Source organism: Malaciobacter mytili LMG 24559 (assembly GCF_003346775.1).
Lineage (GTDB): Bacteria > Campylobacterota > Campylobacteria > Campylobacterales > Arcobacteraceae > Malaciobacter > Malaciobacter mytili.
Genome location: NZ_CP031219.1, coordinates 2,291,288 through 2,315,418 on the forward strand (window position 1 = coordinate 2,291,288; position 24,131 = coordinate 2,315,418).

Consider the following 24,131-nt stretch of genomic DNA (forward strand, 5'->3'; position numbering starts at 1 on the left):
TTTAAATTAATTCTAATTCATTACAACTTAGGTTATATATAGTAGGAGCTAATTTATCTATAAATGATTTATGATGAGAAACTATAATCATAGACTTTTTTATAGAGTTTAGTATCTCAATAATTCTATTTTCTGCTTGTGTATCTAAAGCATTTGTAGGCTCATCTAAAAGTAAAATTTTAGGCTTAGTTATTAAAATACCTGCAAGAGCAACTATTTTTTGTTCACCTCCACTTAACTCATATATTATTCTATCTTTTAAATGTGAGATTCCAAGTTCTTCAAGCATCAATATTGCTTTATGGTAAGCTTCTTCTTTAGCTTCACCTTTTGCTCTTAGATTAAACATCACATCTTCAATAACAGTGGGACACAAAAAATAATCATTTACATCTTGGGGTAAATAGCCCACATCACTTCTAAATTTTTCATACTCTTTTTTATTTTTTATTGGATTATGAAAAAGTTGAAGTTCCCCTTCAAAACAGAAGTTTAAACCTGCAATTATTTTTAAAAGAGTACTTTTCCCTGCTCCATTTGCACCAATAATTGCAACTTTTTCTTCATGTCCCACATTTAAATCTATATTTTTAAAAAGTTCATTTGCTTCATTTTTATATGAAAGCTTTTTTAATGTAATTGAGCAACTCATAAACTAACCTTTAAAATAATGATAATTCCTACTAAAAGTAATAAAAGTATATCTTTATTTGTAGTTTTAAACTTATCATTTAAATATATTTTTTTATTAAAACCTCTTGCTTCAAAAGAGTCTTTTAAACTTTGTGATTTTCTAATTGATTTTACAAAAAGCATACCTAAAATATTTCCAAAAGTATAATAAGTAAAAAGATTTGTTTTTGCTTTAAATCCCCTTGCTTTTAAAGTATTTTTTATATTTGAAAAATCATTTTTTAAATTTTCTATCATTTTTAAAGTAAAATATGTTGTAGATATAAAACTATCAGGAAATTTTAAAATATATAACCCTCTTACTATATCATAGCCTTTTGAATTATAAAAAATTGCAAGATTAAATAAGATAATCATATTTGTTCTAATATAGATATTTAAAGCCTCTTCATACTCATTTTGTATTAGTAAAACTAAAGCTAAAACAACTATAAATAAATTTAAAAATACTAAACTTTTAAAAATAGAAAAAATATTGTTTTTATTTAAATAAAGTATAAAAGCTATTGGTAATAAGTAGTATAATTCGTAGTTAGAAAAACTAACTATAATAGAAAATAAAAATGCAGCTATTAAAGAAATAGCAGGTGAGATTATCATTTTTTAACTCTTTTTAAAATATAAAAAATACCAAAAATTATAAATAAAGCAAAAATAGTTTTTAAAAACTCTAATTTTTCAAGTTTTTCTTCTAAAGCTTTAACTTTTGCTTTTAATTTAAAATTCTCTTCTTCTAAAGAATTAAGAGGCTTTTTTTCCTCTTTTACTATTTTATCACTTATCTCTTTTGTGATTTTTTCTTTTACAATATGTCCCCCACCAGCATCAACTAAAATATAAAAACTGTTTTTATTTATATTAAAAGAGGCTTCTCCTTGAGTATTTGTAAAAGCTTTTTGTATTAACTGACCAGTTTCATCTTCTATTTTTATCTTACAATTTTGACAACCATTTCCTGATGCAAAATATGCACTAATAAATAAAGTATCCTTTTCATAAGTTGTAAAAAGATTTAATTTATGAGCAAATAGTTGTAAAACAAAAATTGTTAAGATTAAAAATATTTTCATAATTTTGTACTTTTTAGTAAACTAGGAATTGATTTTTTTATATATTGTAGTAAAAATAAAGTTATAATTCCTTCTAAAATCATAGCTGGCATATTAGCTGCAATAACTGTATAAGAAGCTATTAAATACTCATCTTTTGCTAAAAGTAACACTAAAGCTAAAAAAACTGTTGCAAAAAAGACTCCTAGAAAACCAACTAAAAAAAATCTTATTTTTTCATTTATTTTTTTTGTAAATTCTAAACTAAAAATAAGATATACTAAATATGCTGGCAAGGCCATTATTATAATATTTGCGCCAAGAGAAGTTACTCCTCCAAAACCTAAAAGTGTTGCTTGCAATAATAAAGCAATTGAAATTGATAAAAAGCTTAAACTTCCTAAAAAGACTCCTATTACTCCAACTAATACTAAATGTATTTGAGTAGGACCTAAAGGAATATGAATAAAAGAAGCTATAAAAAATAAAGCACTCATTGCTGCACATAAAGCAATATTTTCATTTTTCATTTGCTTTAAAGAATAAGCAACCATTGATACAGCAACTACCCCTAAAGTTGTAGCTACTTCTATACTTAAAATTCCATCAGAAATATGCATCTATTTTCCTAATATGCTTTTACCCAAATTAAAGCACCATTTTCAATTGGGTATTTTTTACCTTGATACTCTTTTTCACCCTCTTCTATTAAAGCTGCAAATCCCCACCAACCTTTATGATTCATAGAAAAAGAGAAAACTCCATTTTCATCTGTTTTAACCACCTGAGTAATATGAGCATCACTTGGTGCTTTTAAACCAAATTCATTATATAACTCAACTTCTACTTCCACATTACTAGCAGCTTTTCCATTATGTAAAACCTTACCTTGAAAAAGATTTCCAGCATATAAAGCAAAAGGTTTTACCATAGGAATAATTTCATATTTTAAACCTATTGGCTCATCCCACCCCTCTTCAAGGCCAAAAGCACTTACAATGATTTTTGGTACATGTGAGATAAATTTTCCTTCACTTGGCTCAAAATATGGTTTTGGAATAGTAAAGAATTTATAAATACCTGGTCTTTTTATATTGTAAGTTGTACTCCAAGCAAGGTTATCAAATCTTTTTATCTCTTTTAACTCTAAAGCATTATTTTTACTATTTAAAAATATTCCTTCTGGTTTTTCCATATGCATACCACTTTGCTCAAAGGGATGAATAAACATAGCTTCTATATTAAGCTTACTATTTTTTTTATCACTAATATTATCTGTATTTGGTATAAGTGTTAAAAAATGTGCTTTTGCAAAAATTGCAAAAAGAATTAAAAGTAAAAAATTCTTCATATCTACTATTCCTTGTACTAAATTTAAAGTATTATATTCATATAGAAATAATATAAGTATAAATTTTTACTTTTCTTATGTATTTTTTGAACAAATTTGAATAGTTATTCGTTATATAGTAAACTATTTTTTTCTTTATAAAAAAGTATTAAATATGCTTTATAGCAGATAAAAAAAGCCTAAATAAGGGATTTGTACTTAAAATATATGCAAAATTTGCTTTTATTTGCTTTTTTGGCTACAATGAAAAACTTAAAGATGATTTAGGGTTTATAACCTCTTTTGTTTGCTTTTACTGTTAACTACAATTAATACTAATCTCTTACCAAAGAAAGCTTTATATTAAACTTTATATATATAACTTCATAGCGAAGAAAAACAAGGACATACCATGGCAAATCAATACAATGGAACTGTAAAATGGTTCAATAGTGAAAAAGGTTTTGGATTTATCCAATTAGAAAATGAGAATAAAGAATTCTTTGTTCATTATAGTGAGATTAACTATTCAGGATATGGAAGATCATCGTTAGAAGATGGGCAAAAAGTATCTTTTGAAATAGGTCAAAATGTAAAAGGTGAACAAGCTAAAAATGTTAAAATCGTATAGTAAAATATCTACTATACGATTTAAATATCAAACTAAAAAGTTTGGTTCATATAAGAACTCTTAGAGATAAACAGCAATTTTATGATGAAGATAATATTGCAGAAAAACTAGATATTTCTAATGCACTATGGTCGTTATTTGGTATTATTTGGTCCTCAAGTGAGGTTTTAGCTAATTTAATATACAAATATTACTAAAACTTACTATCTTCTTGAAGAAAAATAAAATACTAAACTTAGTAAAAATAATGAAATAATATTTGTAAGAATGCAAGAAATAAAATGCTTGATTTTGGTTTTACATGTGTATCTTTTAAACCTTCAAACATAGATTATCTAGATAAACCTTATAAAGGTAAAATCTTTAAGTATATTAAAAATTAAAAAAAGGAGAGAAAATGTCAATAATAAATATTAGTATAAAAATTAAATATTTAGTTTTATTAAGACTTATTACAAAAGGCGAAAATTTAATTGATGCTTGTTCAAAAGCTGGACTTAGTATTCAAACTGCTAAAGACTACTTATCTATTAAAAATATATCTTTATAATATATTTTTCAATACCCCATTTAACTACATAAACTAAAATACAATTTATCATATTTTTGTAGCTTTAAGTTTATTTTAGTTATCTCAATATTTATAAATAAATTTATTCTTTCTTATGCTTTATGGTTATACAATACGAAAATTTTTAAAGTAGGTCAAATGGAAATTATATTATTTATTGAATACATAGGTATCGCATCAGCAACTCTTAGTGGTTTTTTATTTGGAGTAAAAAAAGGTTGCGATTGGCTTGGATTATTTTTGGCTGCATTTTTAACTGCACTTGGTGGAGGAATAATTAGAGATATTATGGTAGGAAGAGAAATATACTCTTTTACATACTATATGCCAATGCTTATTGTAATAACTGTTTTATTTATGTCTAGATTTTTTAAAGTTTATAAAAAAAGAGAAGAATTAGAGAAAAAATTTATTTTTATTTTTGCAGATGCTATTGACTTTATTTGTTTTTCTATTGTTGGAGCAATGGTTGCAATTGAGTTTGGGTATAATATTTTTGGTGTTGCCTTTATCGCATTTTTCAATGGTGTTGGAGGAGGTATTTTAAGAGATATTTTATTAAATGAAGTACCTTGGTTTTTAACAACAGGACTTTATGGAACAATAAGCTTTTGTGTTGGAATAATCTATTATCTTTTATATCTAATGGATATAAATAATATCTTTGCTATTATAGTTTTACTAGCTTTTGGAATATCAATGAGAATGATTGCATATTATAAAGGTTGGCAATTACCTCCATTGAAAGATTAAGAGAAGTCTTATTCTCTTAATCCATAAATTTAAAAATCTAATTTGTATATTTTATTAATTTAACTTTAGTTATACTATTTAAAATCATAAGCAATAATTTTCTAAAGGGCTAACTTTTGTTCACATCAAAATCTATCTTTTCTATTTTAAAACAAATAATTATTAATATTAGTATATTTATATTATTAATAATCTTTCTTGCTTTTTTATCAATCACTATTAGTTATTTATATTACTCTTTTATTAAAAAAGAACCAACTTTTGGTAAAGATTTTATTGCGTTTGAGAATAAAAATTGGTTAATTAAGTATTTTCAAGAAGTTGAAAAAGTAAAAAATCTAGTATATTATGATTCATATGTTGCTTGGAAAAGACTTCCTTTTAAAGGAGAATTGATAAATATAACAGAAGAAGGGATTAGAAAAACACCTCAACATCATAATTTAAAAGAAGATGCTAAAACCGTTTATTTTTTGGGAGGTAGTACTATGTGGGGGCTTGGTTCAAGTGATAAACAAACAATTCCTGCATATTTTTCTAAATATTCAAAAGGAAATTTTAAGACAGTAAATTTAGCAGAACCAGGATACTCTTCCTTTCAAGAATATATTACACTAAGTATTAAACTAGCAAAAGGAGGAACTCCAGACTTAGTTATAATGTATGATGGAGTAAATCAAGCAATAACATTAGTTAAAGAATTTAATCAATTTTCTCATTTTGAAGAAAAAAGTATAAAATCTGCATTGGAGATTAAAAAAATTCAAGATTTAAAGAATATTACTTATTCTAATTACTTTTATTCAATAATAAATCCTATTTCAAAATTATTAGAAAAGATTATTAAAAAAAATAAAGAACCTCTTTTTGATTTAAATGAACAAAGAGTATATGAAAGTGCAATAGAAACAATTGAAAGTTGGGCTATGGCAAAACAAATAGCAAATAGTAAAGGCTCAAAATTTATAGCCATTTTGCAACCTGTTTCAGCAATAGGAAAGCCAAAAATTGATCATTTAAATTTAGATGAAAATTTAATAGAAACATATAAATTATTATATACAGAAATAAAAAAACTTTTAAAAACAGAAAAGTATAAAGATATATCAAAAAGTGTTTATGACTTATCAAATATATTTAATATTGATAAGTACCTATATTATGACTATTGCCATACATCTCATGAAGGTAATAAGATTGTGGCAAAAAAAATTATTGAAATTGTAGATAAATTAAAATAATAAGAACTAACTATTTTTAAATAGTTAAATGTAAAAATATATTAGTTTTATCTTTATATGTTTTATAATTAACTTTATATTTTTTTTCGTTTTTAATAGAATTAATTATAAATGAATTTACAGTTTCATTATAATGTATAAAATCATAGTATAAATTAGTATTTGTTATTAATTCAATATTATTTTGAAAATCATATAATTCCACATTATTATATTCTAATAAAGTTTTTGCAATATAATATTTAAAGTCCATCGTTGTTTTTAATTGAGAATTTCTATTTAAATATTTAAATAAATTTATTGAATATGGTGGATAAAATATTATAAATTTTATTTGAGGATTTTTTTTAATAATAGAAAGAATATTAAAATTAAAAGATTCTTTTAATTGTTCTAATTTATAACTATTTTTATTAAAGAGTTTATATAAGTTTTTTTCAAGTAATAAATCAACTCCATTATTAGATGCTTCAAGAAAATACATAGTATTAAAATCAAATTTGGGATCATTTGAATAATAATAGCTTCTAAATAGACTTTTTAATGATTCTTTTAATATATCAAAAGAGACTAAATATTTAAAATCATTGAAAATATTATTATCATAAAGATATTTTGGAAAATCCATATTATTATAATTTAATCTATCAATTTTACCACTAAATGAAAAAACATCTAATCCCAAAAATATTGTTTTTATATTTTTATTATTTTCTAATACACTATTTAATGTGATAAAATATTCATAAGCACTACCATTGCTTATTCTAAGTTTAATAGGATTTTCTATAATAGTTTTTAATTCATCTATTTTAAAATTTGCAATCATTGAACTACCAATAGCTATAGAGTCATAATTATATGTTTTTATCATTCCTGAATTTAAATATCTTGAAAAACTACTATTATAATAAACTTTATAAAGTTTTGCCTGTCTATATTGCTGAAAAGGGTCTATAATATAATTAAAAAGTCCAATAATAGGGATAATCATCAAGAAAAGAAACCAATATTTTATCCATTTTTTCTCACTCACAAATTATCCTTAGAAATTAAAATAAATAAATTCTGAAAACTTATTTAGTGATAATATACTACAAGAAAAAAGTATCACACTAATTATTAAAGTTTTATAGTTTAATTTAAAATTATCTCGTAACTGCATACTATTATTAAAAAATAAAACTACAATAAAAGCAGAAAGTAACCACAAAATAATATATTTATCTGCATTTATATTTTCAAAAAGATATCCAAAAGTAATATTATAATCTTTTAAAAAATAAAAACTTGAAGATAAAAATGATGGTAAAATTATACCATTAAAACCAAACATACCTTTTATTACTTTTATAGCATCTGCCCATTCATTTGCTCTAAAAAATATAATAGAAATTACAAAGGTATTAAAAGTTAGCACCCAGCCTATGTATTTATGTATTTTTATTTTAAACTTTTTCTTCCATATTTGATTAATTACAAGTGCTATAGCATTTATAAATCCAAATATTATAAATAACCAACTTGCTCCATGCCAAAGTCCAGAAATTAACATACTTAAAAAAATTGCTAGTAAAGCTTTTGAAAAACTATAAGTTCCTAATAAATTTAAAATAGGCTTAAATATATATTTATTTATAAAGCTTGATAATGTAATATGCCATCTATTCCAAAACTGTGTTATTGAAGTTGCTTTATATGGAGAATTGAAGTTTATAGGTAATTTTATATTAAATAGAAGTGCCAAACCTATTGCCATATCAGAATATGCACTAAAATCAAAATATAATTGAAATGCATAAGCATATGCAGTAGCCCAAGCTTCAAAAAAAGTCAATGTAATAGAGGTATCAAATCCTATATTTGCCCATTTTGCGAAAGTATCAGCAATAATTACTTTTTTAAATAATCCAATTGAAAAAATAAAAATACCTAAAACAATATTTTGATAATTGATTACTTTATTTCGTATATTAGAAAATTGTGGCATTACTTCTTTATGATGTACAATTGGACCTGCAATTAACTGAGGAAAAAAAGAGACAAATATTCCATAGTTTAATAAACTATACTCTTTTATTTCATATCTAAAAGAATCAACTAAATATGCTATTTGTTGAAAAGTAAAAAAAGATATTGCTAAAGGAAGTGCTAAATTTAACAACTCTTTATTTAAATTAAATACAAAATTAAAATTTTCAATAAAAAAGTCACTATATTTAAAGTAACCTAATAAAGCAATATTTCCTATTATACCTATGGCTAATAATTGTTTTCGAACCAATTGCTTAAATCTATTTTTTTTACATAAAGAAGAGCCTATTAAAAAATTAAATAATATTGAAGATAAAATCAAAGGTAAATAAATAATATTCCACCAACTATAAAAAAATAAAGAGCTAAGAAGTAAAAAAACTTTTGATAAAAGTGTTAATCTTTTTTTATTTAAATAAAAATATATAAAAAAAGATATAGGTAAAAATAAAAATATAAACTCATAACTATTAAATAACATCTAAATCTCAATCTAAAAGTTTTGTATTTAATATATAATTAGCTATTACTTCGTTACCTTTTGAAGTATGATGATAAAAATATAATTCTTTAATAGGTTTATTGTTAATTCTTGTTGCATTATATGTATCAATATATTCAATACCTAATTTTTTTAGTTTACTTAATAGATATTTTTTTTCTTCACTTATTATTTCATTCTCATCCCCACCATATTGTAATAAAAATATTTTTTTATAAGGCATTTTAGAAAACTCAGTTAATACAAAATCAATAATCTCTTCTTTACTTAATGCATCTTTATATGTTCTATCTAGTCTTTTTTGATAACCTTGAATTTGTTTCGTAAATAAAAGTCTTATAAAGTGAGAATATTCTGATAGTGTAATAAAAATATTTTTATTAGTCTGCACTGAACTATATTTTGATCCTATTATATCTAAGTCATTTTTACTAGGACAAAAATATTTTATAATATTATTTTCATTTTTATAAAGTGCAGTAGAAGGAAAACCTGAATAAAAGTCATAAGTATCTCTAATAAAATCAAAGCCCACTAAGGTTTGTAATATAACTAGTTTAGGAGTAATATTATATTCATCAATAAATGTTTTAAGTCTTAATAAGCTTTGAGCTGTCCCATAACCACCAACACCTAAATTATAAATATTATATCCTGCTTTTTGTAAATATGCTGGCCAAGTTTCATCATCATTTACTTGATTACCAAATACAAAAGAATCACCAGCTATTAAAATAGGATTATTTTTATCTATACTTTTTTCTATTCCTTTTCTAAATCCAAGTTCGTTTATGGTTAAAATTGATGAATTCCAATTTTGTAAATCTACTTTAAAATGTATATTTTTAATAGGAACATATCCTAAAGTAGGTGAATATTCAATAATACTACGATATTTATCCATTATAATTAAAGGTGGATTTCTTAAAAAAGATAACTCCATTTTATTAGTTATCATTAAATAAATTCGAGTAGAAAACTCTAAAAATATCAAACCTATAATAAGAAAAAAAACATTTATTCCTATTAATTTAACTACATTTTTAATCAAAAGAAAACTCTTTTTGTAAAATAAGTTGTTTCATAAAATTATTTTTGATGCTATGCTTCCTAAAAATTATTTGAATATAAATTTTTATAAAAATTAAATTGCAGTATATAATAAACTATTTAAAACTTATATAATTTTAATTAATAATCTAATTTATAAAAAAATTTCATATATTAAATAAATTTTTTATATATCTTTTTGTATATCTTGCATAATAATAAAAATTTGTCCAAAAAATTGATCCACCATTTTCAAAAGAGGATTCACGCACTTCTTTTATACCTTTAAAGTATTGAATATGAGAATTACCATCTAATGTAAAATAAGTAATTATATTTTCATTATATTTCCCTTTTAATCCTTTTTTATACAATCTAAGTAACCAATCATAATCAGGTGCAACTTTTTTATTTAAATTATAAAAACCAACTATATCTAAGCACTCTTTTTTAAAAACAATAGTTGGTTGATTTATCCTTGGCATAGTATATGAAATTTTTTTATAATAATACTTATCACCTTTTATCTTATGATTATACTCATTATAAGGTTTGCCTATAAACATATCCCCAAAAACAAAAGCACTATTATTATCAAAAGTTTCTACTGCTATTTTTATAAAATCACTATTTACAAAATCATCCGCATTTAATAAAAATATATAATCACCTTTTGCAATTTTAAAACCTTTATTTATTCCTTCTGTTGCACTTTCATCTTTTTGTGATAACCAAAAGCTAATATAAGCTTCATTTTTTTTAATAATATTAATTGTATTATCTGTTGATTCTCCATCAATTAATATATATTCTATATTTTTATAAGTTTGATTAATAACAGAATCAATAGTTTTTTGTATAGTTTTTTCTGCATTTCTACAAACTGTAATAATTGTAACTAGTGGTAAATCTTTATTATATTTTACATCTTCTTTTAAATATTTGCCACCTTTTAATAAAGTATCATCTTTTATATATGTACTTAAATCATTATAAATATTATTCGTCAATTAACTTTTCCTCTTTTTTTATAATTTTTATACTTAACTATGTAGAATAAACAAAACAAGGTACACCATCTGCTTCATTTATAAGTAAAGGACCAACAATTATTTTATTTGGTTTTGAATTTAGTTTATTTAGTTTCATATCTTCAAGTAGTAAAATATTATTTTTGCATAAAAATTCTATATGTGCTTTTCTTCCCATTTGTCTATCAAGATAGCTAGAGATAGAAAGCATATCAAAACCTAATACTCTAAGGTTTTTAAATTTTTTTCTTAATATATTTGCTAAGATAGGTTTTACTATTGGTTGTTCCATAATATACTTTTTAGTTCCTCTATACTCTTCAAAACCTGTTTTAACAATCAATATTTCAATATTGCAATCAAGTAAATCTAATTTAGAAACTAATTGATCAAATGAAGACTCAATAAAACCTACATTATTAAATAACCAAAAATCATCATTATAATTATTTAGACTTTTTCCATTATTACAAAAATGCTTAGGAAAATCAATATGCGTACCAATATGATTGGACATATTTATAAAAAGTGAATTAGAAGTAGCACCTTCACTTATAGAAGAAGATTTAATAATACTAATTTGTTCTTTTTTATTGCCATAAACTGGAGAATCATTATCTATAATATGCGATAATATCATCTACTTAGCCTTTATTTTGTATATCTATCATAATTTCAAGTAATCCTTGTCCAAAATCAATATAAGGATTATTTACAATTTTTTTACCAACTTTTGGATGATATAAAGAATAAGGTGAAAATTCATAATGTCCCTTATAATTTTCATTTGAGTATGTAATTACAATATCATCATTTATTATTTCTTTAATAATATTTAGCAATTCTTTATAAGTATGTTTTTCAATACCTGTTAAAATTATATGTTCATTTTTATATGATTCATTAAGAATTTCTACACTTAATTTTGCGGCATCTTTTACATGAATATATTCTCTAACCTCATTACCTGTACCTTTATATGTAATAGTATTACTTTCTAAAGCTTCTTTAATTAAACAATATATTCTATTTTGTTTATCTGCTCTTGGCCCATAAACAGAACCATATCGAATAATTGTATATTCTAAATTAAATTGTTCGTTATACTCTTCTATCATTTTTTCAGATGCTTGTTTGCTTATACCATAAAAAGAGCCTTTTTGAGAAAATACATATGCACTACTTGCATAAATATACCTTTTAATATTACTTAACCTACAAGCTTCTAAAATATTTGTATTACCTAAAATATTGAGTTTAACAGTTTTTAAAGGCTCACTTATAGCAATATTTATATCAGCTAAACCAGCAAAATTATAAACTATATCACAACCAGCAACTGCTTGTATAACACTATTTAAATCTAATATATCAACATATTTAAATATCTGTTTTTTAGATATATATAAAGACTCTTTAATATCAGCTATAATTACCTCAAAATTATTATTACTTAACTCATCAGCAACATGACTTCCTAAAAATCCAGAACCTCCAAAAACTATAGCTTTCATAAGTTTTTTTCTCCAAGGAACTTTTTTATATGTTTTATTGCACTTCTTCCCATTAATAAAATTGATTCATTTGAATTACCTCCAATATGAGGAGTACAAAATAATCTATCTTGATTTATTAATTTTTTATCAAAATTTGGTTCTTTTTCATAAGTATCAAGTGCAGCTGCTGCAATTAATTTATCTTTTAATGCTATTTTTAAATCATTATTATTTACGATTTCTCCTCTAGCAGTATTTATTAAAATAGCTGTTTTTTTCATTTTTTTAAATACTTCTAAATTAAACATATATTTAGTCTCTTTAGTTAAAGGGGTATGAATTGAAATAATATCCGAATTAGCAAATATTTCTTCTTTTGTTGCTTCTATTAAATTATATTTTTTATAAAACTCATCTTGAGAAAATATATCATTTACTAATATTTTACAATTAAATGGTTGCAATAGCTTTATAACTTCTTTACCTATATTTCCTACACCAATTATTCCAATTACTTTATTAGATAAATTATTACCACCTACTTTATTCCATAAGCCATTTTTCATTCCATATGAAGCAAATACCATATTTCTAATTGTAGTTATCATAAAACCTAAAGTCATTTCAGCAACTGATAGTTTATTTACACCACTTGTCCAACCAATACCTATATTTTTTGCTTTACAATAATCAATATCTATATTATCAAGTCCTACCCCATATTTTGCTATAAATTTAAGCTTTGGACAACTATCAAGAAGCTCTTTATCAATAGTTTCCAAACCAATAATTGCAATATCAGCATCTTGAAGATATTCTTTTAATATATTATCTTCAAAATGAATATTTGTATCATTTAATACAACATTATCAAAGTTATTTTTTAATTCTTCTATTAATATTGGATGAGTTGAAAAAGATGGAGAAGTTACTTTAATTTTCATAATTTCTTTCTAATTTTTTACTTGTCATAAATTTGATATGCTCTACTACTTTAACACCAAATTTTTCTTCAATCATATCTAAATATTTTTTACTTGTAAAATATTCTTGCCATGCTTTATCTCTAAATTTCAATACATCCATTGCACTTAAATATTTAGTTGATAAGGGTAATTGATTTTTTGCATGTTGAGAATAATCACCCCAATTTGAGGGTAATTTAATTCCTTTTTCAATTGCTTCATCATATAGTTTAGAACCAGGATATGCCATAGCACTATAGATATTAAAAAACTCTGTATTTAAATCAATAGCCATATCAAGAGTTTCTTGCATTGTTTTTTCATTATCATCAGGTAAGCCAACTATAAAGTTTGTAAGAACCCTTATTTTGGCATCTTGAATTGATTTTACAACTTCTTTTATATCCCTATATTTTAACTTTTTATCTGCTCCATCTCTAACAAATTCACTTGCAGATTCAATACCTAAACAAAACCAATTAAATCCAGCTTTTTTCATCTTTGGTAAGAAATCTTTTTTTACAGTATCTACTCTTGCATAACACCAAATATTTATATCAAGATTTTTTTCTAATAGTAATTCTGTTATTTTCATATAATGATTTTCATTAAGTATAAACATTTCATCAATAAATTTTATATTTTTAACATTATATTCTTTAGCTAAGTGTTCAATTTCATCTACTACAAGTTTAGGACTTCTATATCTTATACTTGGTTTTCCAAAAGTTGCATTTATACAACAAAAACTACATTTATAAGGACACCCCAAGCTTGTATATATTGCACCATAAGGTTGTCTTTCATCAATATTATCAAAACAGTGCCAATTGTGGGCTTTATACTTTTCCATTGGCAATAGATCCCAAGCTGCCATTGGTAAATATTCATCTAAATTATCAATTAATTTAGGCTTTTGGTTATTTACTATCATATTATTTTTATAATACCACAGCCCAGGTACCTCATCAAGAGATAAATTATTTTTTAATACTTCAATTAATCTTTTTAAGGGTATTTGCTCTTCACCTTCTATTACATAATCTACATCCTCTTCTTCTAAAGTTCTTTGAGGTAAAGCTGAAGGATGTAATCCTGCTATAACTATAGGCATAGAACAATTTTGTTTTATGATAGTACACATTTTACTTGCAATTGCCATTGTTTGGGTTGAAGCAGAGGGTTGCCCTCCGTAAACAATCATACAAACTAAAAGAGGGTTTATTTCATTTATTTTTTTTGCTGTTTCTTCAGGAGTTAAATTCTCAGCATTTGAATCAATAATATTTACACTTATATCATTATTTCTTAAATAAGCAGCAATAGAGGCTATCATAAATGGTGGTTCAACTGCAGCTAAATCAACTCCTAAATTTTGAAAAGTTATTTTTTTATTTCCAGGATTTACAAATACAACATCTATTTTCATTCTTTGTCTTTATAATAAAATTTTTTTATTTTTTCAATAATTGTATTAATATCTATACCAGATAATTTATGGATATATTCTCTTCCACCATTATCAAATACATATTTATCAACAATACCAATTCTTAAAACGGGTATTAAAATCTCTAAATCAGCTAATGTTTCTAATACACAGCTACCTAAACCTCCATCTAAGAAATGTTCTTCTAGAACTATTAATTTATTGTAGTTTATAGCTATTTCTTTAAGTTTTTCTTTATTTAATGGTTTTATAGTAAAAATATCAACTAAACCTAAATTAATACCTTCTTTAGCTAATTTTTCTTTTACAATTATTGCTTTTTGAAACATATATCCATTTGTAAGTATAGCAATATCTTTACTCTTTTCAATTTCAGATATTCCATCTAAAGGATTTTTATTTATATATATATCTGGTAAATATTTTCTATCAATTCTAATATATCTAAATTTAGGTTTTTCATATGTGACTTTAGCAGCTTGAATAGTAGATTTTTCGTCACTTGGATTTAAAATTTCAATATTTGGAATTACTCTCATACAACTTATATCTTCAATTGCATAGTGTGTTGGCCCAGCATCATCATAACTATACCCTGCACCTACTCCTATTATAGTAACAGGAAGATTCATACTAGCAATTACAACTTTAATCTGCTCATAACAACGATAAGTAACAAAAGGAGCCATTGCATAAACATATACTTTTTTCCCACATTGTGATAAACCAGCTGCAACATCAATCATATTTTGCTCTGATATACCACAATGAATAAACTGACTTGGAAGTTCTTGCCTAAATCGATCTAATGCTTTTGCTCCAAGATCAGCACTTAAGAAGTATATATCTTTATCTTTCTTTGCCAAATCAAATATAATATCTATAAACACATCTCTAGGTAAATTACTCATTTTCATCCTTACTCTATTATGCAATTTGTTGCTAATTCTTTATATGCTTGCTCAATTTGCGCTTTAGTTGGCATTTTATTATGCCATAAAGGATGATTTTCCATAAAAGAAATACCTTTACCTTTTACTGTATGTGCGATAATAGCTTTTGGTTTACCATTTTTATTGTTTATTATTTTAAACCCTCTTTGTATATCTTTATGAGAATGTCCATTTACATTAATAGTTTCAAAACCAAATGATCTAAATTTATTTTCTAAAGAACCTTGATCTATACAGTTTTTTGTTTCACCCATAATACATAATCCATTAACATCTAAAATAACAATTAGATTATCTAACTTATAATGTGAAGCAAACATTGCACTTTCCCAAATAGAACCTTCATAACACTCCCCATCACCTATAATTACAAATGACTTATAATCTTTATTATCTTGTTTTGCAGCATATGCATAACCATTTGAAATACCAAGTCCATGTCCTAAAGAGCCAGTGATAGCTTCTATTCCAGGAATTGTATGATCAGCATACATTCTTAATATCCCATCAGGTTTTGTAAATTTTTTTAATTCAGATTTATCAAAATAACCTAATTCTTGTAAAATAGGATATAGTACCATCGCAGCATGACCTTTACTAACAATAAGTCTATCTCTATTAGGATTATTAGGATTTGTAACATCAAAATTCATAATCTTTCCATAAAAAAGATTAAGTACAATTTCAAGCGATGAAAAAGAAGAAGGAATATGACCTTTCATATCTTGCATTACTAAATCAAATAACTTAATTCTTATTTCTTGTGATTTATTTATTAATCTTTCAATCTCCAATAAGGAACTCCTTAATTATAATACTACACATTATTTAACTTAAAAATTGAAATAATAGTTTTCTTTTTAATATTTTCTATATAAAAAACTGAAAAGCTTTTGTATTTTTTATAGTATTTGTTTTTTTAATTTATCTAATAATTTAAATAATACTATAAAAATAATAATTTTTTCATAAAGTATCTTTTTTATAACACCTAGTTTACTTTATAAGAAGACCTTTAAAAAGCCATATAAATTAAGATTTTATTAGATACAATAATAATTGACTCAAATTTTAAAGTGTTCATAAAATAACTTTAATATCCTTCTTAAATTAAAAAATAGGTTATTTATAAAAAATGGCATTTAAAATATTTAATTTAATAAAGTTAATTTAATATATGATTGATAATAAAAAAGAAACTAAGTTAGTATATAGAACTATACAAAGACATCTAATCTCATCACCTAATTTAAAACCTGCTTATGATATTGTTCAACAAATAATTCATATTTTTGCTAAACCAGCTTTTTATGAAATTAGTAATAAATGTAATTTAAAATGTGAAGGATGTTACTACTTTGACCCTTCAGTATTTAAAAGTGAACCTTTAGAAAATGAAATCTTTTCAAATAACTGGGAAAAGTTACTCGCTAGTGAATCAAAGCGAGGAGTAACAATGCCTTATTTTTTAGGTGCAGAACCTGCTTTAGAAGAAAAGCGTTTAATTGTTGCTGCTAAATATTTTAAAAGAGGTAATATTGGAACAAATGGCACAGTTTTTTTAAGTTCTGAGATTCCCTTTCGTATAAGTATTTCAGCTTGGGCTGGAGATGAAACAGATGATATAGTTTATCGTGGAGGTAAAGCTTTACATAAGGCTTTAAAACTTTATAAAAATGACCCAAGAGCAATAGTTTTATATACACTTAATAGATACAATATTACGCAAACAAAAGATATTGTTAAACTAAGTAGAGATAATGGTTTACCTATAACATTTAATTTATGGTCTCCTCCAAAAAACTTATTATTAAATTCAAATAAATCTATAAATTTATCATTTAGAAATGAAGATTTAAAAAAAGTACGTGAAACTCTTGATGAAATGATTGAAAGTTTTCCTGATACTGTAATTTATTCTCATAAATATAATCAATGGTCTACAGCATCTGGTCCCTTATATGATCTTGACTCTCAAGGAATTGCTAAAGATTGTGCATCTCGTCTTAAGGGTAATTTTGCATATTATGGACTTGATTTACAAAAAAAAGATTTTAAATGTTGTACATCATCTATTGAATGTAGTGAATGTAGACTCTATTCTGGTGGTTGGTCTAGCCATTTTTCTCCAAAAGAAGAACAAATAAGAACTATTAAAGATTTTTCCCAATGGATTGATATGATATTAACTATTGGACGAATTTTTCTTAGAAAAGAAATAGATACCAAAGCTTTTTTAAATAATGAAAACATCAACTACAAGGATATAATAGTATGAAATCTTTAATTCCACCACAACTAAAATTTCAACCACTAAAAAATATTAAAGCAACAAGTGCATTACGAGCAATGTTATATGCTGAAGAGTTTTGGCCAGAAGAAATTTTAAATAAACCTTCAGTATCATTAAAAACAACAACAGGAGAATTACTTTTTTTATCTGATCCTTTTTTAGTAAAAGAAGTTTTAACAAGAAATGATGGAACAATTCCTAGATCTAGACTTCAACAAAGATTTGCAGGACATGGGACAGGAAGAGAAAATGTGATTACGGATATTGGAAAACGAAGTGCTATGCATAGAAAAACTCTTGCACCTTTATTTTCTCCTGATAGATTTAATACATATTTTCCTTTTATCAAAATGACTTTAGAAGAAGCTATTAAACCTATATTTGATGCTATAGAAAAAAAAGAGCCCATAGATATAGGACGAGTATGTGTAAATGGAACATTTGGTGTTATTTGGCAAATATTATTTGGTGAAGACAAAAAATTAACACCTCCTTTAATCGTAGAACAAATGGCAAATACACTTTATGAAGCAGGATTAAGTGGCGAATTAACTCAGACTTCAAAAGCAGTTAAACAAGCAAAAGAAATAAGTTTATCTTTACGTCCTTTAGTACCTTTAGTATCAGATACACCCTTTGCAAAAAATCCTAAAATAAATTTACAATTAACAAATAAAGAATTAGAAGATAATGCGCAGTTTTTATTAACTTCAGGGCATGAAAGTACAGCTTTAACAATTACTTGGGCCTTATTTTTATTAGCTCATTATCAAGATGAACAAGAACTTATTGCAAATGAAATAAAAAATATTCTTGGAAACAAAGAACTTACATTGGATATTTTACATAAATTGCCAAGGCTTAATAATTTATTCAATGAAACCATGCGTCTTTATCCATCAGCAATTTTAGTTAATCGTGAAACAATACAAGATGTTACAGTAGGAGAACTAAGTATAAAAAAAGGTACACAAATAGCAGTTTGTTTTTATAGTATGCACCGGCATAAAAATTATTGGAAAGAACCAGATAGTTTTAACCCAGACCGGTTTAATACATTAAATAAAGAGCAACTTCGAGCTTTTATGCCTTTTTCAACAGGACATCACAGCTGCTTAGGTGGAAAACTAGCTTGGTTAGAAGCTATGACTATTTTAACAACTATTTTAAAAGATGTAAAAATACTTTCATGCAAAAATTCTATAAAACCCATAGCAAGATATACTCTTCGTCCAGATGGTCCTGTTATGTTAGAAGTTCAAAAAAGAAATTAATAGTTTGTATTTTTATTTAATATATGGATTTTAATCTATGAAAAAAAAGACCTATTTTTTATCTATTTATGCCCATATTGGTGAATTAGAAGCAGCATATAAAATTGTTAGAAGACATGACCAATGCATGGCATTATGGTATATTATTGAAAATAAACTCACTTTAGTTCGATATTGGGAATTTGAACGTTTAAGTGGTATTAAAAATCATGGTATCTCTTTTTCAAATATTGAAAATGCTAAAAAATTTATTATAGATCTTTTGAGTGAAGAAGGTTTAAAATTAGAAGATATTGATAATATTATTGGGACACCAGGATTAGAAACTATATCAGATAAATTTAGCTTAAATACAAAAAATTCCTTAACATATCATAGCTTATGTCACTTATATACTGGTTTATTTATAGACTCCTCAATCTTTTATAAAGAAAAAATACTTTGTTTAGCCTTAGATGCTGGTCCAGATCATGTACTAGATTTAGATGTATGGGAAAAAGACAATTATTTAGCTGCATATGTAAATAAAGGTGTAATGACAACTTTTTCAGTGGACTCTCCTGCAATTTTATGGGCTTTTTTAAGAGAATATTGCAATATGCAAGAAGGAACATTAATGGCTTTAGGAAATGCTTGTTTAGCAAAAGCAAATATTTCAATTTCTGCTTTACCAAAAATTTTTTCTTTAAAAGATAGAAATGAAGCTTATAAATGGTTTATTAATATAGCTGAACAAATTAATTCCTTAACAGAAAAAGATGAAGGGATTTTATTTGAAAATTTAGATTTAAGATTTAGTTTTTCAGAAAATAAAACTAGTATGCTTGTTAAAATCATACAAACATGTTCTGTAATGATGATTGAAAAAACTATTTGCAAAATTATTGATAGATTTAATATTTCTCCTAGTGAAGTATATTTATCTTTAGTAGGAGGTTTTGCTTTAAATTGCCCAGCAAATGCTCAATTAATGAATATCTTTAAATTTAAAGGATTTAAAGCTCCACCTGTAGTTAATGACTCAGGTATGGCTCTTGGAATAGGACTAATTTATGCTCATTTAACTTTAAATAAGTTTGAATTTTCTTTAGATAATGCCTATTATGGAAGAAAATATAATAATAAAGAATTACTCAAACAAACTAATAGCTTTAACAACTTAATTGAAAAAGTTGAAAAAGTAAATTATGATAAAATCGTTTCAGATATTATTGATAATCCAATTGTTTGGTTTGATGGTAGTGCAGAAATTGGACCTAGAGCTTTAGGTCATCGTAGTTTACTTGCTGATCCCCGTTATTTAGAATCAAAAGATAAACTTAATGATATAAAACAGCGTCAATGGTGGCGTCCAGTTGCACCTATTGTTCTTTTAGAATTTGTACATGAATGGTTTAACCTAATTGGAGATTCTCCTTTTATGTTGCAAGCAGTTGATGTTATAGATTCAAAAAAAGATAAGATACCTGCCGTATGCCATTTAGATAAAACTGCAAGAATCCAAACAATCACTTCTAAAGATTCTTCTAAACTATATGAAGTAATACAATGTTTTTATAAAAAAACTGGCGTACCAATGTTATGTAATACATCTTTAAATGCAAAAGATGAACCAATTATTGATACTTTAGAAAGAGCTATACTCTTTGCTTTAGAAAAAAATATCAAAATTGTTTATTTAAATGGTTATCGTATTCAATTAAGAAATACTATAAAAAAGCACTCTATAAGTTATAAAAGAACAAAACTTGATTACTTTATAAAAAACAATACATTAATAGATATTAAACTTAATCCATATAATTTGGCAAGAGAAGAACTTGTGGCTTATTTTTCAGACCCAAGGCTTATGAAAAAATATGATTTAACTAAGTATAAAGATGTTTGTATTATTCGTCGTCATTTAAATATAGAAAAAAAACAAAATAGTATAAGAATGCAAACAATGTTATCTAATGTTAGAAAATAAGTATAATAAAGAAAAATATTATATTCAGAAATATTTAGATAAAAGTTACTTTAGTTTCTAAAGATATATTACTATTCAAGAGATTATAAGTAATTAAATTGTATTTTAAGAAAAAATTATTTTAAAGTGTCATAATATTTCATGCAGTTTCACAGTTTTGAATACGCTGTTTTTTTAGTTCTTATTGTAATTAGTTATTATTTAATTCCTCACCGTTTTAGATGGGGATTATTATTGGCAGCTAGTTACTTCTTTTATGGAGCTTGGAGAATAGATTTCCTCCTATTATTAGTTATTTCTACATTAACAGATTTTATATTATCAATATTTATTGAAAAAGAAAAATCTGCTTATATACGAAAAGTATTATTAATCGTTAGTTTATCAATTAACTTGGGACTTCTATTTATTTTTAAATATATTGGTGTAATTATTAATTTTATTATAGGTATTATTTCTTTTGAAAACTTTTCTGAAATAGATATTATATTACCACTTGGAATATCATTTTATACTTTTCAAACTATTAGTTATACAGTTGATGTATATAGAAAAAGAATTCCTGCTGAAAAGCATATTGGTTATTATGCTCTTTATGTTGCCTTTTTCCCTCAATTACTTGCAGGTCCAATAGAGCGTGCATCAATGTTACTAAAACAGTTTAAAATTCCTAAAAAAATTAATTTTACAGGGATTAAAATTGGATATGGTTTAATTTTATTTGGTTTATTTAAAAAAATAGTAATTGCAGATAGTATTGATGAATACTTTGATCCAATTAGATTAAATCCACAAACATATAATGCTTTTGATGTATTTTTAGCTGCACCTGCAACAATATATCAGTATTATTGTGATCTATCTGGCTATGCTGATATTGCTATTGGTTCAGCACTTTTATTAGGTATTCAACTAAGTCAAAACTTTGATAGACCCTTTGCTGCCACAAGTACAAGAAAGTTTTGGTACAAGTGGCATATTACTGTTACAAGTTGGTTTAGAGACTATTTATTAAGGCAGTTTACAACAAAAGATAAACGTTCAGTTACAACAATTAGACCTATGCCACTTATTTTGACAGGATTATTAATTGGATTATGGCATGGGGCACAATTGGGTTGGATAATTGCAGGAATTTCTGTTGGAGTTTTATCTATATTAGAAAGTAGATGGATAAAGTGGAAAGTTAAATATAAAATTACTCCTAAAAATCGTTTTCAAAGAAGAATTTTTGATTGGATTGGACGATTTTATGTTTGGATAATTGTTTTTTTTGTAATAGGCTTTCCTTTAACTTGGGAAAATTTCAATAATATTCAAGCTGTTATAAATCAATTTATTTTATTCCTTCCTACGGATATTTTTCAATGGAAATTTAGTTTTATCTCATCAAAAATCATTATCTTAATTATAATCTTGGAGCTTTGGCAATGGCTAAATGAACAAAAAAAAATAAAACAAATAAAAGAAGCTGTTCCTTTTGAACTTTGGTGGTTCTTTCAACTTTTTTTCTTGATTTTTATTTTAAATTTTGCGGTATATGGAAAACCAGGCTTTTTATACTTTAAGTTTTAGGAGAAAAATTGCATCAATTAAAACAACTTATAAATCTTCGTAAAATATTAATTATTATCATAGGAACTATTATTATAGTAACTGGTTTAAATAAAATTAGTATAGTTTATCCTTCTAGTCATGAAACATACAACAAATATATTGATGAGGGTATTAAATTATTATCTACTAATGAATATACTGCAATTGCAATAGGAAGTTCAATAGGTTTTTCACTAAATTTTGATGATTTAAATATTAAAGGTCTAAATTTTTCTTATGCTTCAAGAGACCTCTTAGAAGATGCTTACTTATTAAAACTTTTAGTAGAACAGTCTAATTCCATAAAGTATATTTTTTGGAGTGTTGGTGGAGCAAATAGTATGATGACAAATAATGCTTGGTATGCACCTTTTGTAAGAAGAGAGTTCTACCGCGCTGTAAATAAATATGAAACTAGTTTATTAGAACCAATAGCTAATGATTGGAGTAATTATATACAAGGAAATTTTTTCCCTTTAATAAGAAAAGATTTTTGGAAAGAGCCTATAAAAAAAATTTTTAAACCTTCTAAAACTTATGAACAAAAAGATCTTTTTAAAGCTTTAAAAATAGTTAGTAAAGACTCACTATTAAGTAGAAATAGTAATACATTAACTCAAGAATATAATATTCAAAAAAATAATATGAAACAATTTGAAAACTCTCAATACTATTATCATAACACACCACAGTTAATTATGGAAGAAGTAATCAAAATGTGTAAATTTGTTGCTTCAAAAAATAAACAATTAATTTTTATCACTCCTCCATTTACTAAAAGTTATTTAGAACTTTCTAATACTCTTAATATCAAAGGAAAAGAATATTGGCAAAAAGTTATAAAAGAATGTAAAGAAAATAAAGCAATAGTTTTAGATTGGTCAAAAGATGATAACTATAAAAATAATTATAAATATTTTTATGATTATATTCATCTAAACCAAGAAGGCAATAAAATTTTTATGAAAGACCTATATAAAACTTTACAAAGACTTTAATAATATTATTTATATTAACTAATAACAAAAAAAACATAGAGTGTTTAATTTATATAAAGATAATTTCACTTTACTTTTTCAAGTTTAATTAAAATATTCATATCTTTGTTCAAATCAATCCATTGCCTTTTTGATTTATAGCCATCTTTTGTATTAAAATATCATATTTATCTTTTTTAACATAATTCCTTGTTTAAACTTTGTTTTTATATTCATTATTTTGATTATTGGGTTATCTACTTTCACTAATTT

Annotated in this window: 24 protein-coding genes; 9 read left to right on the plus strand and 15 right to left on the minus strand. The window is 24.5% G+C overall.

What is annotated here, in order from left to right; all coding sequences use genetic code 11:
• Position 1: 1 nt before the first annotated feature.
• From AMYT_RS11265 to AMYT_RS11285, 5 genes are read right to left on the minus strand one after another with little or no spacing between them, the layout of a single operon-like run.
• Entirely contained in the window at positions 2-652 is a 651-nt protein-coding gene (locus AMYT_RS11265; RefSeq protein WP_114842628.1) for an energy-coupling factor ABC transporter ATP-binding protein, read from the minus strand.
• The gene (locus AMYT_RS11270; protein ID WP_114842629.1) at positions 649-1,293 is read right to left on the minus strand and encodes an energy-coupling factor transporter transmembrane component T family protein; all 645 of its coding nucleotides are present in this window, start codon (positions 1,291-1,293) and stop codon (positions 649-651) included. The genes AMYT_RS11265 and AMYT_RS11270 overlap by 4 nt, the downstream gene beginning before the upstream one ends.
• Positions 1,290-1,763: a hypothetical protein gene (locus AMYT_RS11275; RefSeq protein ID WP_114842630.1), complete on the minus strand. Its 474-nt coding sequence runs from the start codon at positions 1,761-1,763 to the stop codon at positions 1,290-1,292. Before AMYT_RS11275 ends, AMYT_RS11270 begins: the two co-directional genes overlap by 4 nt.
• On the minus strand, positions 1,760-2,362 hold the full coding sequence (gene cbiM / locus AMYT_RS11280; RefSeq protein ID WP_114842631.1) for a cobalt transporter CbiM: 603 nt from the start codon (positions 2,360-2,362) through the stop codon (positions 1,760-1,762). Before cbiM ends, AMYT_RS11275 begins: the two co-directional genes overlap by 4 nt.
• A gap of 8 nt (positions 2,363-2,370) precedes the next feature.
• The gene (locus AMYT_RS11285) at positions 2,371-3,093 is read right to left on the minus strand and encodes a DUF4198 domain-containing protein (RefSeq protein ID WP_114842632.1); all 723 of its coding nucleotides are present in this window, start codon (positions 3,091-3,093) and stop codon (positions 2,371-2,373) included.
• Positions 3,094-3,484: 391 nt separating this feature from the next.
• Between AMYT_RS11285 and AMYT_RS11290 the strand changes: the two genes are divergently transcribed.
• The 4 genes from AMYT_RS11290 to AMYT_RS11305 all read left to right on the plus strand — a co-directional run bounded on the left by AMYT_RS11290 (position 3,485) and on the right by AMYT_RS11305 (position 6,268).
• Positions 3,485-3,703 (plus strand): cold-shock protein, encoded by a 219-nt coding sequence (locus AMYT_RS11290; protein ID WP_114842633.1) that lies wholly within the window; start codon positions 3,485-3,487, stop codon positions 3,701-3,703.
• Between the two features lie 397 nt (positions 3,704-4,100).
• Entirely contained in the window at positions 4,101-4,253 is a 153-nt protein-coding gene (locus AMYT_RS14980) for a hypothetical protein (protein ID WP_162919503.1), read from the plus strand.
• Between the two features lie 159 nt (positions 4,254-4,412).
• Entirely contained in the window at positions 4,413-5,027 is a 615-nt protein-coding gene (locus AMYT_RS11300; protein ID WP_114842634.1) for a trimeric intracellular cation channel family protein, read from the plus strand.
• Between the two features lie 116 nt (positions 5,028-5,143).
• Positions 5,144-6,268, plus strand: coding sequence for an SGNH/GDSL hydrolase family protein (locus tag AMYT_RS11305; protein ID WP_114842635.1), 1,125 nt, complete (start codon positions 5,144-5,146; stop codon positions 6,266-6,268).
• A gap of 16 nt (positions 6,269-6,284) precedes the next feature.
• Here the strand turns inward: AMYT_RS11305 and AMYT_RS11310 are convergent, their stop codons facing one another.
• The 10 genes from AMYT_RS11310 to AMYT_RS11355 form a co-directional block, all read right to left on the minus strand.
• Positions 6,285-7,304, minus strand: coding sequence for a hypothetical protein (locus AMYT_RS11310; RefSeq protein ID WP_114842636.1), 1,020 nt, complete (start codon positions 7,302-7,304; stop codon positions 6,285-6,287).
• Positions 7,305-7,313: 9 nt separating this feature from the next.
• Positions 7,314-8,783, minus strand: coding sequence for an MBOAT family O-acyltransferase (locus AMYT_RS11315; RefSeq protein WP_114842637.1), 1,470 nt, complete (start codon positions 8,781-8,783; stop codon positions 7,314-7,316).
• A gap of 7 nt (positions 8,784-8,790) precedes the next feature.
• On the minus strand, positions 8,791-9,762 hold the full coding sequence (locus AMYT_RS11320) for an SGNH/GDSL hydrolase family protein (RefSeq protein WP_129085757.1): 972 nt from the start codon (positions 9,760-9,762) through the stop codon (positions 8,791-8,793).
• Between the two features lie 259 nt (positions 9,763-10,021).
• The gene (locus tag AMYT_RS11325) at positions 10,022-10,864 is read right to left on the minus strand and encodes a glycosyltransferase family 2 protein (RefSeq protein WP_114842639.1); all 843 of its coding nucleotides are present in this window, start codon (positions 10,862-10,864) and stop codon (positions 10,022-10,024) included.
• 37 nt (positions 10,865-10,901) lie between these two features.
• Positions 10,902-11,525: a cyclase family protein gene (locus AMYT_RS11330; RefSeq protein WP_114842640.1), complete on the minus strand. Its 624-nt coding sequence runs from the start codon at positions 11,523-11,525 to the stop codon at positions 10,902-10,904.
• 4 nt (positions 11,526-11,529) lie between these two features.
• A complete protein-coding gene (locus AMYT_RS11335; RefSeq protein ID WP_114842641.1) occupies positions 11,530-12,399 on the minus strand; it encodes an NAD-dependent epimerase/dehydratase family protein in 870 nt (289 codons plus the stop codon).
• The gene (locus tag AMYT_RS11340; protein ID WP_114842642.1) at positions 12,396-13,325 is read right to left on the minus strand and encodes a phosphoglycerate dehydrogenase; all 930 of its coding nucleotides are present in this window, start codon (positions 13,323-13,325) and stop codon (positions 12,396-12,398) included. The genes AMYT_RS11335 and AMYT_RS11340 overlap by 4 nt, the downstream gene beginning before the upstream one ends.
• Positions 13,315-14,775 carry a B12-binding domain-containing radical SAM protein gene (locus AMYT_RS11345; RefSeq protein WP_114842643.1) on the minus strand — a complete coding sequence of 487 codons (1,461 nt, stop codon included), beginning with the start codon at positions 14,773-14,775 and terminating at the stop codon, positions 13,315-13,317. The genes AMYT_RS11340 and AMYT_RS11345 overlap by 11 nt, the downstream gene beginning before the upstream one ends.
• The gene (locus tag AMYT_RS11350; RefSeq protein WP_114842644.1) at positions 14,772-15,707 is read right to left on the minus strand and encodes a transketolase family protein; all 936 of its coding nucleotides are present in this window, start codon (positions 15,705-15,707) and stop codon (positions 14,772-14,774) included. Before AMYT_RS11350 ends, AMYT_RS11345 begins: the two co-directional genes overlap by 4 nt.
• Before the next feature lie 8 nt (positions 15,708-15,715).
• Positions 15,716-16,543 carry a transketolase gene (locus tag AMYT_RS11355; protein WP_114842645.1) on the minus strand — a complete coding sequence of 276 codons (828 nt, stop codon included), beginning with the start codon at positions 16,541-16,543 and terminating at the stop codon, positions 15,716-15,718.
• Positions 16,544-16,926: 383 nt separating this feature from the next.
• On the opposite strand from AMYT_RS11355, the gene AMYT_RS11360 reads away from it, so the two are divergent.
• The 5 genes from AMYT_RS11360 (at position 16,927) to AMYT_RS11380 (ending at position 23,879) form a co-directional block, all read left to right on the plus strand.
• Complete coding sequence (locus AMYT_RS11360; RefSeq protein ID WP_114842646.1) at positions 16,927-18,027, plus strand: hypothetical protein; 1,101 nt, start codon at positions 16,927-16,929, stop codon at positions 18,025-18,027.
• Positions 18,024-19,316, plus strand: a complete 1,293-nt coding sequence (locus AMYT_RS11365; protein WP_114842647.1) for a cytochrome P450 — start codon at positions 18,024-18,026, stop codon at positions 19,314-19,316. The genes AMYT_RS11360 and AMYT_RS11365 overlap by 4 nt, the downstream gene beginning before the upstream one ends.
• Positions 19,317-19,353: 37 nt before the next feature.
• Positions 19,354-21,285: a carbamoyltransferase C-terminal domain-containing protein gene (locus AMYT_RS11370; RefSeq protein WP_114842648.1), complete on the plus strand. Its 1,932-nt coding sequence runs from the start codon at positions 19,354-19,356 to the stop codon at positions 21,283-21,285.
• 141 nt (positions 21,286-21,426) lie between these two features.
• Complete coding sequence (locus AMYT_RS11375; protein ID WP_129085758.1) at positions 21,427-22,860, plus strand: MBOAT family O-acyltransferase; 1,434 nt, start codon at positions 21,427-21,429, stop codon at positions 22,858-22,860.
• An 8-nt stretch (positions 22,861-22,868) separates the two neighbouring features.
• A complete protein-coding gene (locus tag AMYT_RS11380; protein ID WP_114842650.1) occupies positions 22,869-23,879 on the plus strand; it encodes a hypothetical protein in 1,011 nt (336 codons plus the stop codon).
• Positions 23,880-24,131 lie beyond the last annotated feature (252 nt).

What these genes read in the sequence shown, in the direction of transcription:
- AMYT_RS11375 (WP_129085758.1), top strand. Translation starts at nt 21,427, where the DNA reads ATGCAGTTTCACAGTTTTGAATACGCTGTTTTTTTAGTTCTTATTGTA.
- AMYT_RS11285 (WP_114842632.1), bottom strand. Translation starts at nt 3,093, where the DNA reads ATGAAGAATTTTTTACTTTTAATTCTTTTTGCAATTTTTGCAAAAGCA.
- AMYT_RS11340 (WP_114842642.1), bottom strand. Translation starts at nt 13,325, where the DNA reads ATGAAAATTAAAGTAACTTCTCCATCTTTTTCAACTCATCCAATATTA.
- AMYT_RS11335 (WP_114842641.1), bottom strand. Translation starts at nt 12,399, where the DNA reads ATGAAAGCTATAGTTTTTGGAGGTTCTGGATTTTTAGGAAGTCATGTT.
- cbiM (WP_114842631.1), bottom strand. Translation starts at nt 2,362, where the DNA reads ATGCATATTTCTGATGGAATTTTAAGTATAGAAGTAGCTACAACTTTA.
- AMYT_RS11330 (WP_114842640.1), bottom strand. Translation starts at nt 11,525, where the DNA reads ATGATATTATCGCATATTATAGATAATGATTCTCCAGTTTATGGCAAT.
- AMYT_RS11365 (WP_114842647.1), top strand. Translation starts at nt 18,024, where the DNA reads ATGAAATCTTTAATTCCACCACAACTAAAATTTCAACCACTAAAAAAT.
- AMYT_RS11320 (WP_129085757.1), bottom strand. Translation starts at nt 9,762, where the DNA reads ATGATAACTAATAAAATGGAGTTATCTTTTTTAAGAAATCCACCTTTA.
- AMYT_RS11300 (WP_114842634.1), top strand. Translation starts at nt 4,413, where the DNA reads ATGGAAATTATATTATTTATTGAATACATAGGTATCGCATCAGCAACT.
- AMYT_RS11360 (WP_114842646.1), top strand. Translation starts at nt 16,927, where the DNA reads ATGATTGATAATAAAAAAGAAACTAAGTTAGTATATAGAACTATACAA.
- AMYT_RS11315 (WP_114842637.1), bottom strand. Translation starts at nt 8,783, where the DNA reads ATGTTATTTAATAGTTATGAGTTTATATTTTTATTTTTACCTATATCT.
- AMYT_RS11290 (WP_114842633.1), top strand. Translation starts at nt 3,485, where the DNA reads ATGGCAAATCAATACAATGGAACTGTAAAATGGTTCAATAGTGAAAAA.
- AMYT_RS11265 (WP_114842628.1), bottom strand. Translation starts at nt 652, where the DNA reads ATGAGTTGCTCAATTACATTAAAAAAGCTTTCATATAAAAATGAAGCA.
- AMYT_RS11270 (WP_114842629.1), bottom strand. Translation starts at nt 1,293, where the DNA reads ATGATAATCTCACCTGCTATTTCTTTAATAGCTGCATTTTTATTTTCT.
- AMYT_RS11370 (WP_114842648.1), top strand. Translation starts at nt 19,354, where the DNA reads ATGAAAAAAAAGACCTATTTTTTATCTATTTATGCCCATATTGGTGAA.
- AMYT_RS14980 (WP_162919503.1), top strand. Translation starts at nt 4,101, where the DNA reads ATGTCAATAATAAATATTAGTATAAAAATTAAATATTTAGTTTTATTA.
- AMYT_RS11350 (WP_114842644.1), bottom strand. Translation starts at nt 15,707, where the DNA reads ATGAGTAATTTACCTAGAGATGTGTTTATAGATATTATATTTGATTTG.
- AMYT_RS11345 (WP_114842643.1), bottom strand. Translation starts at nt 14,775, where the DNA reads ATGAAAATAGATGTTGTATTTGTAAATCCTGGAAATAAAAAAATAACT.
- AMYT_RS11275 (WP_114842630.1), bottom strand. Translation starts at nt 1,763, where the DNA reads ATGAAAATATTTTTAATCTTAACAATTTTTGTTTTACAACTATTTGCT.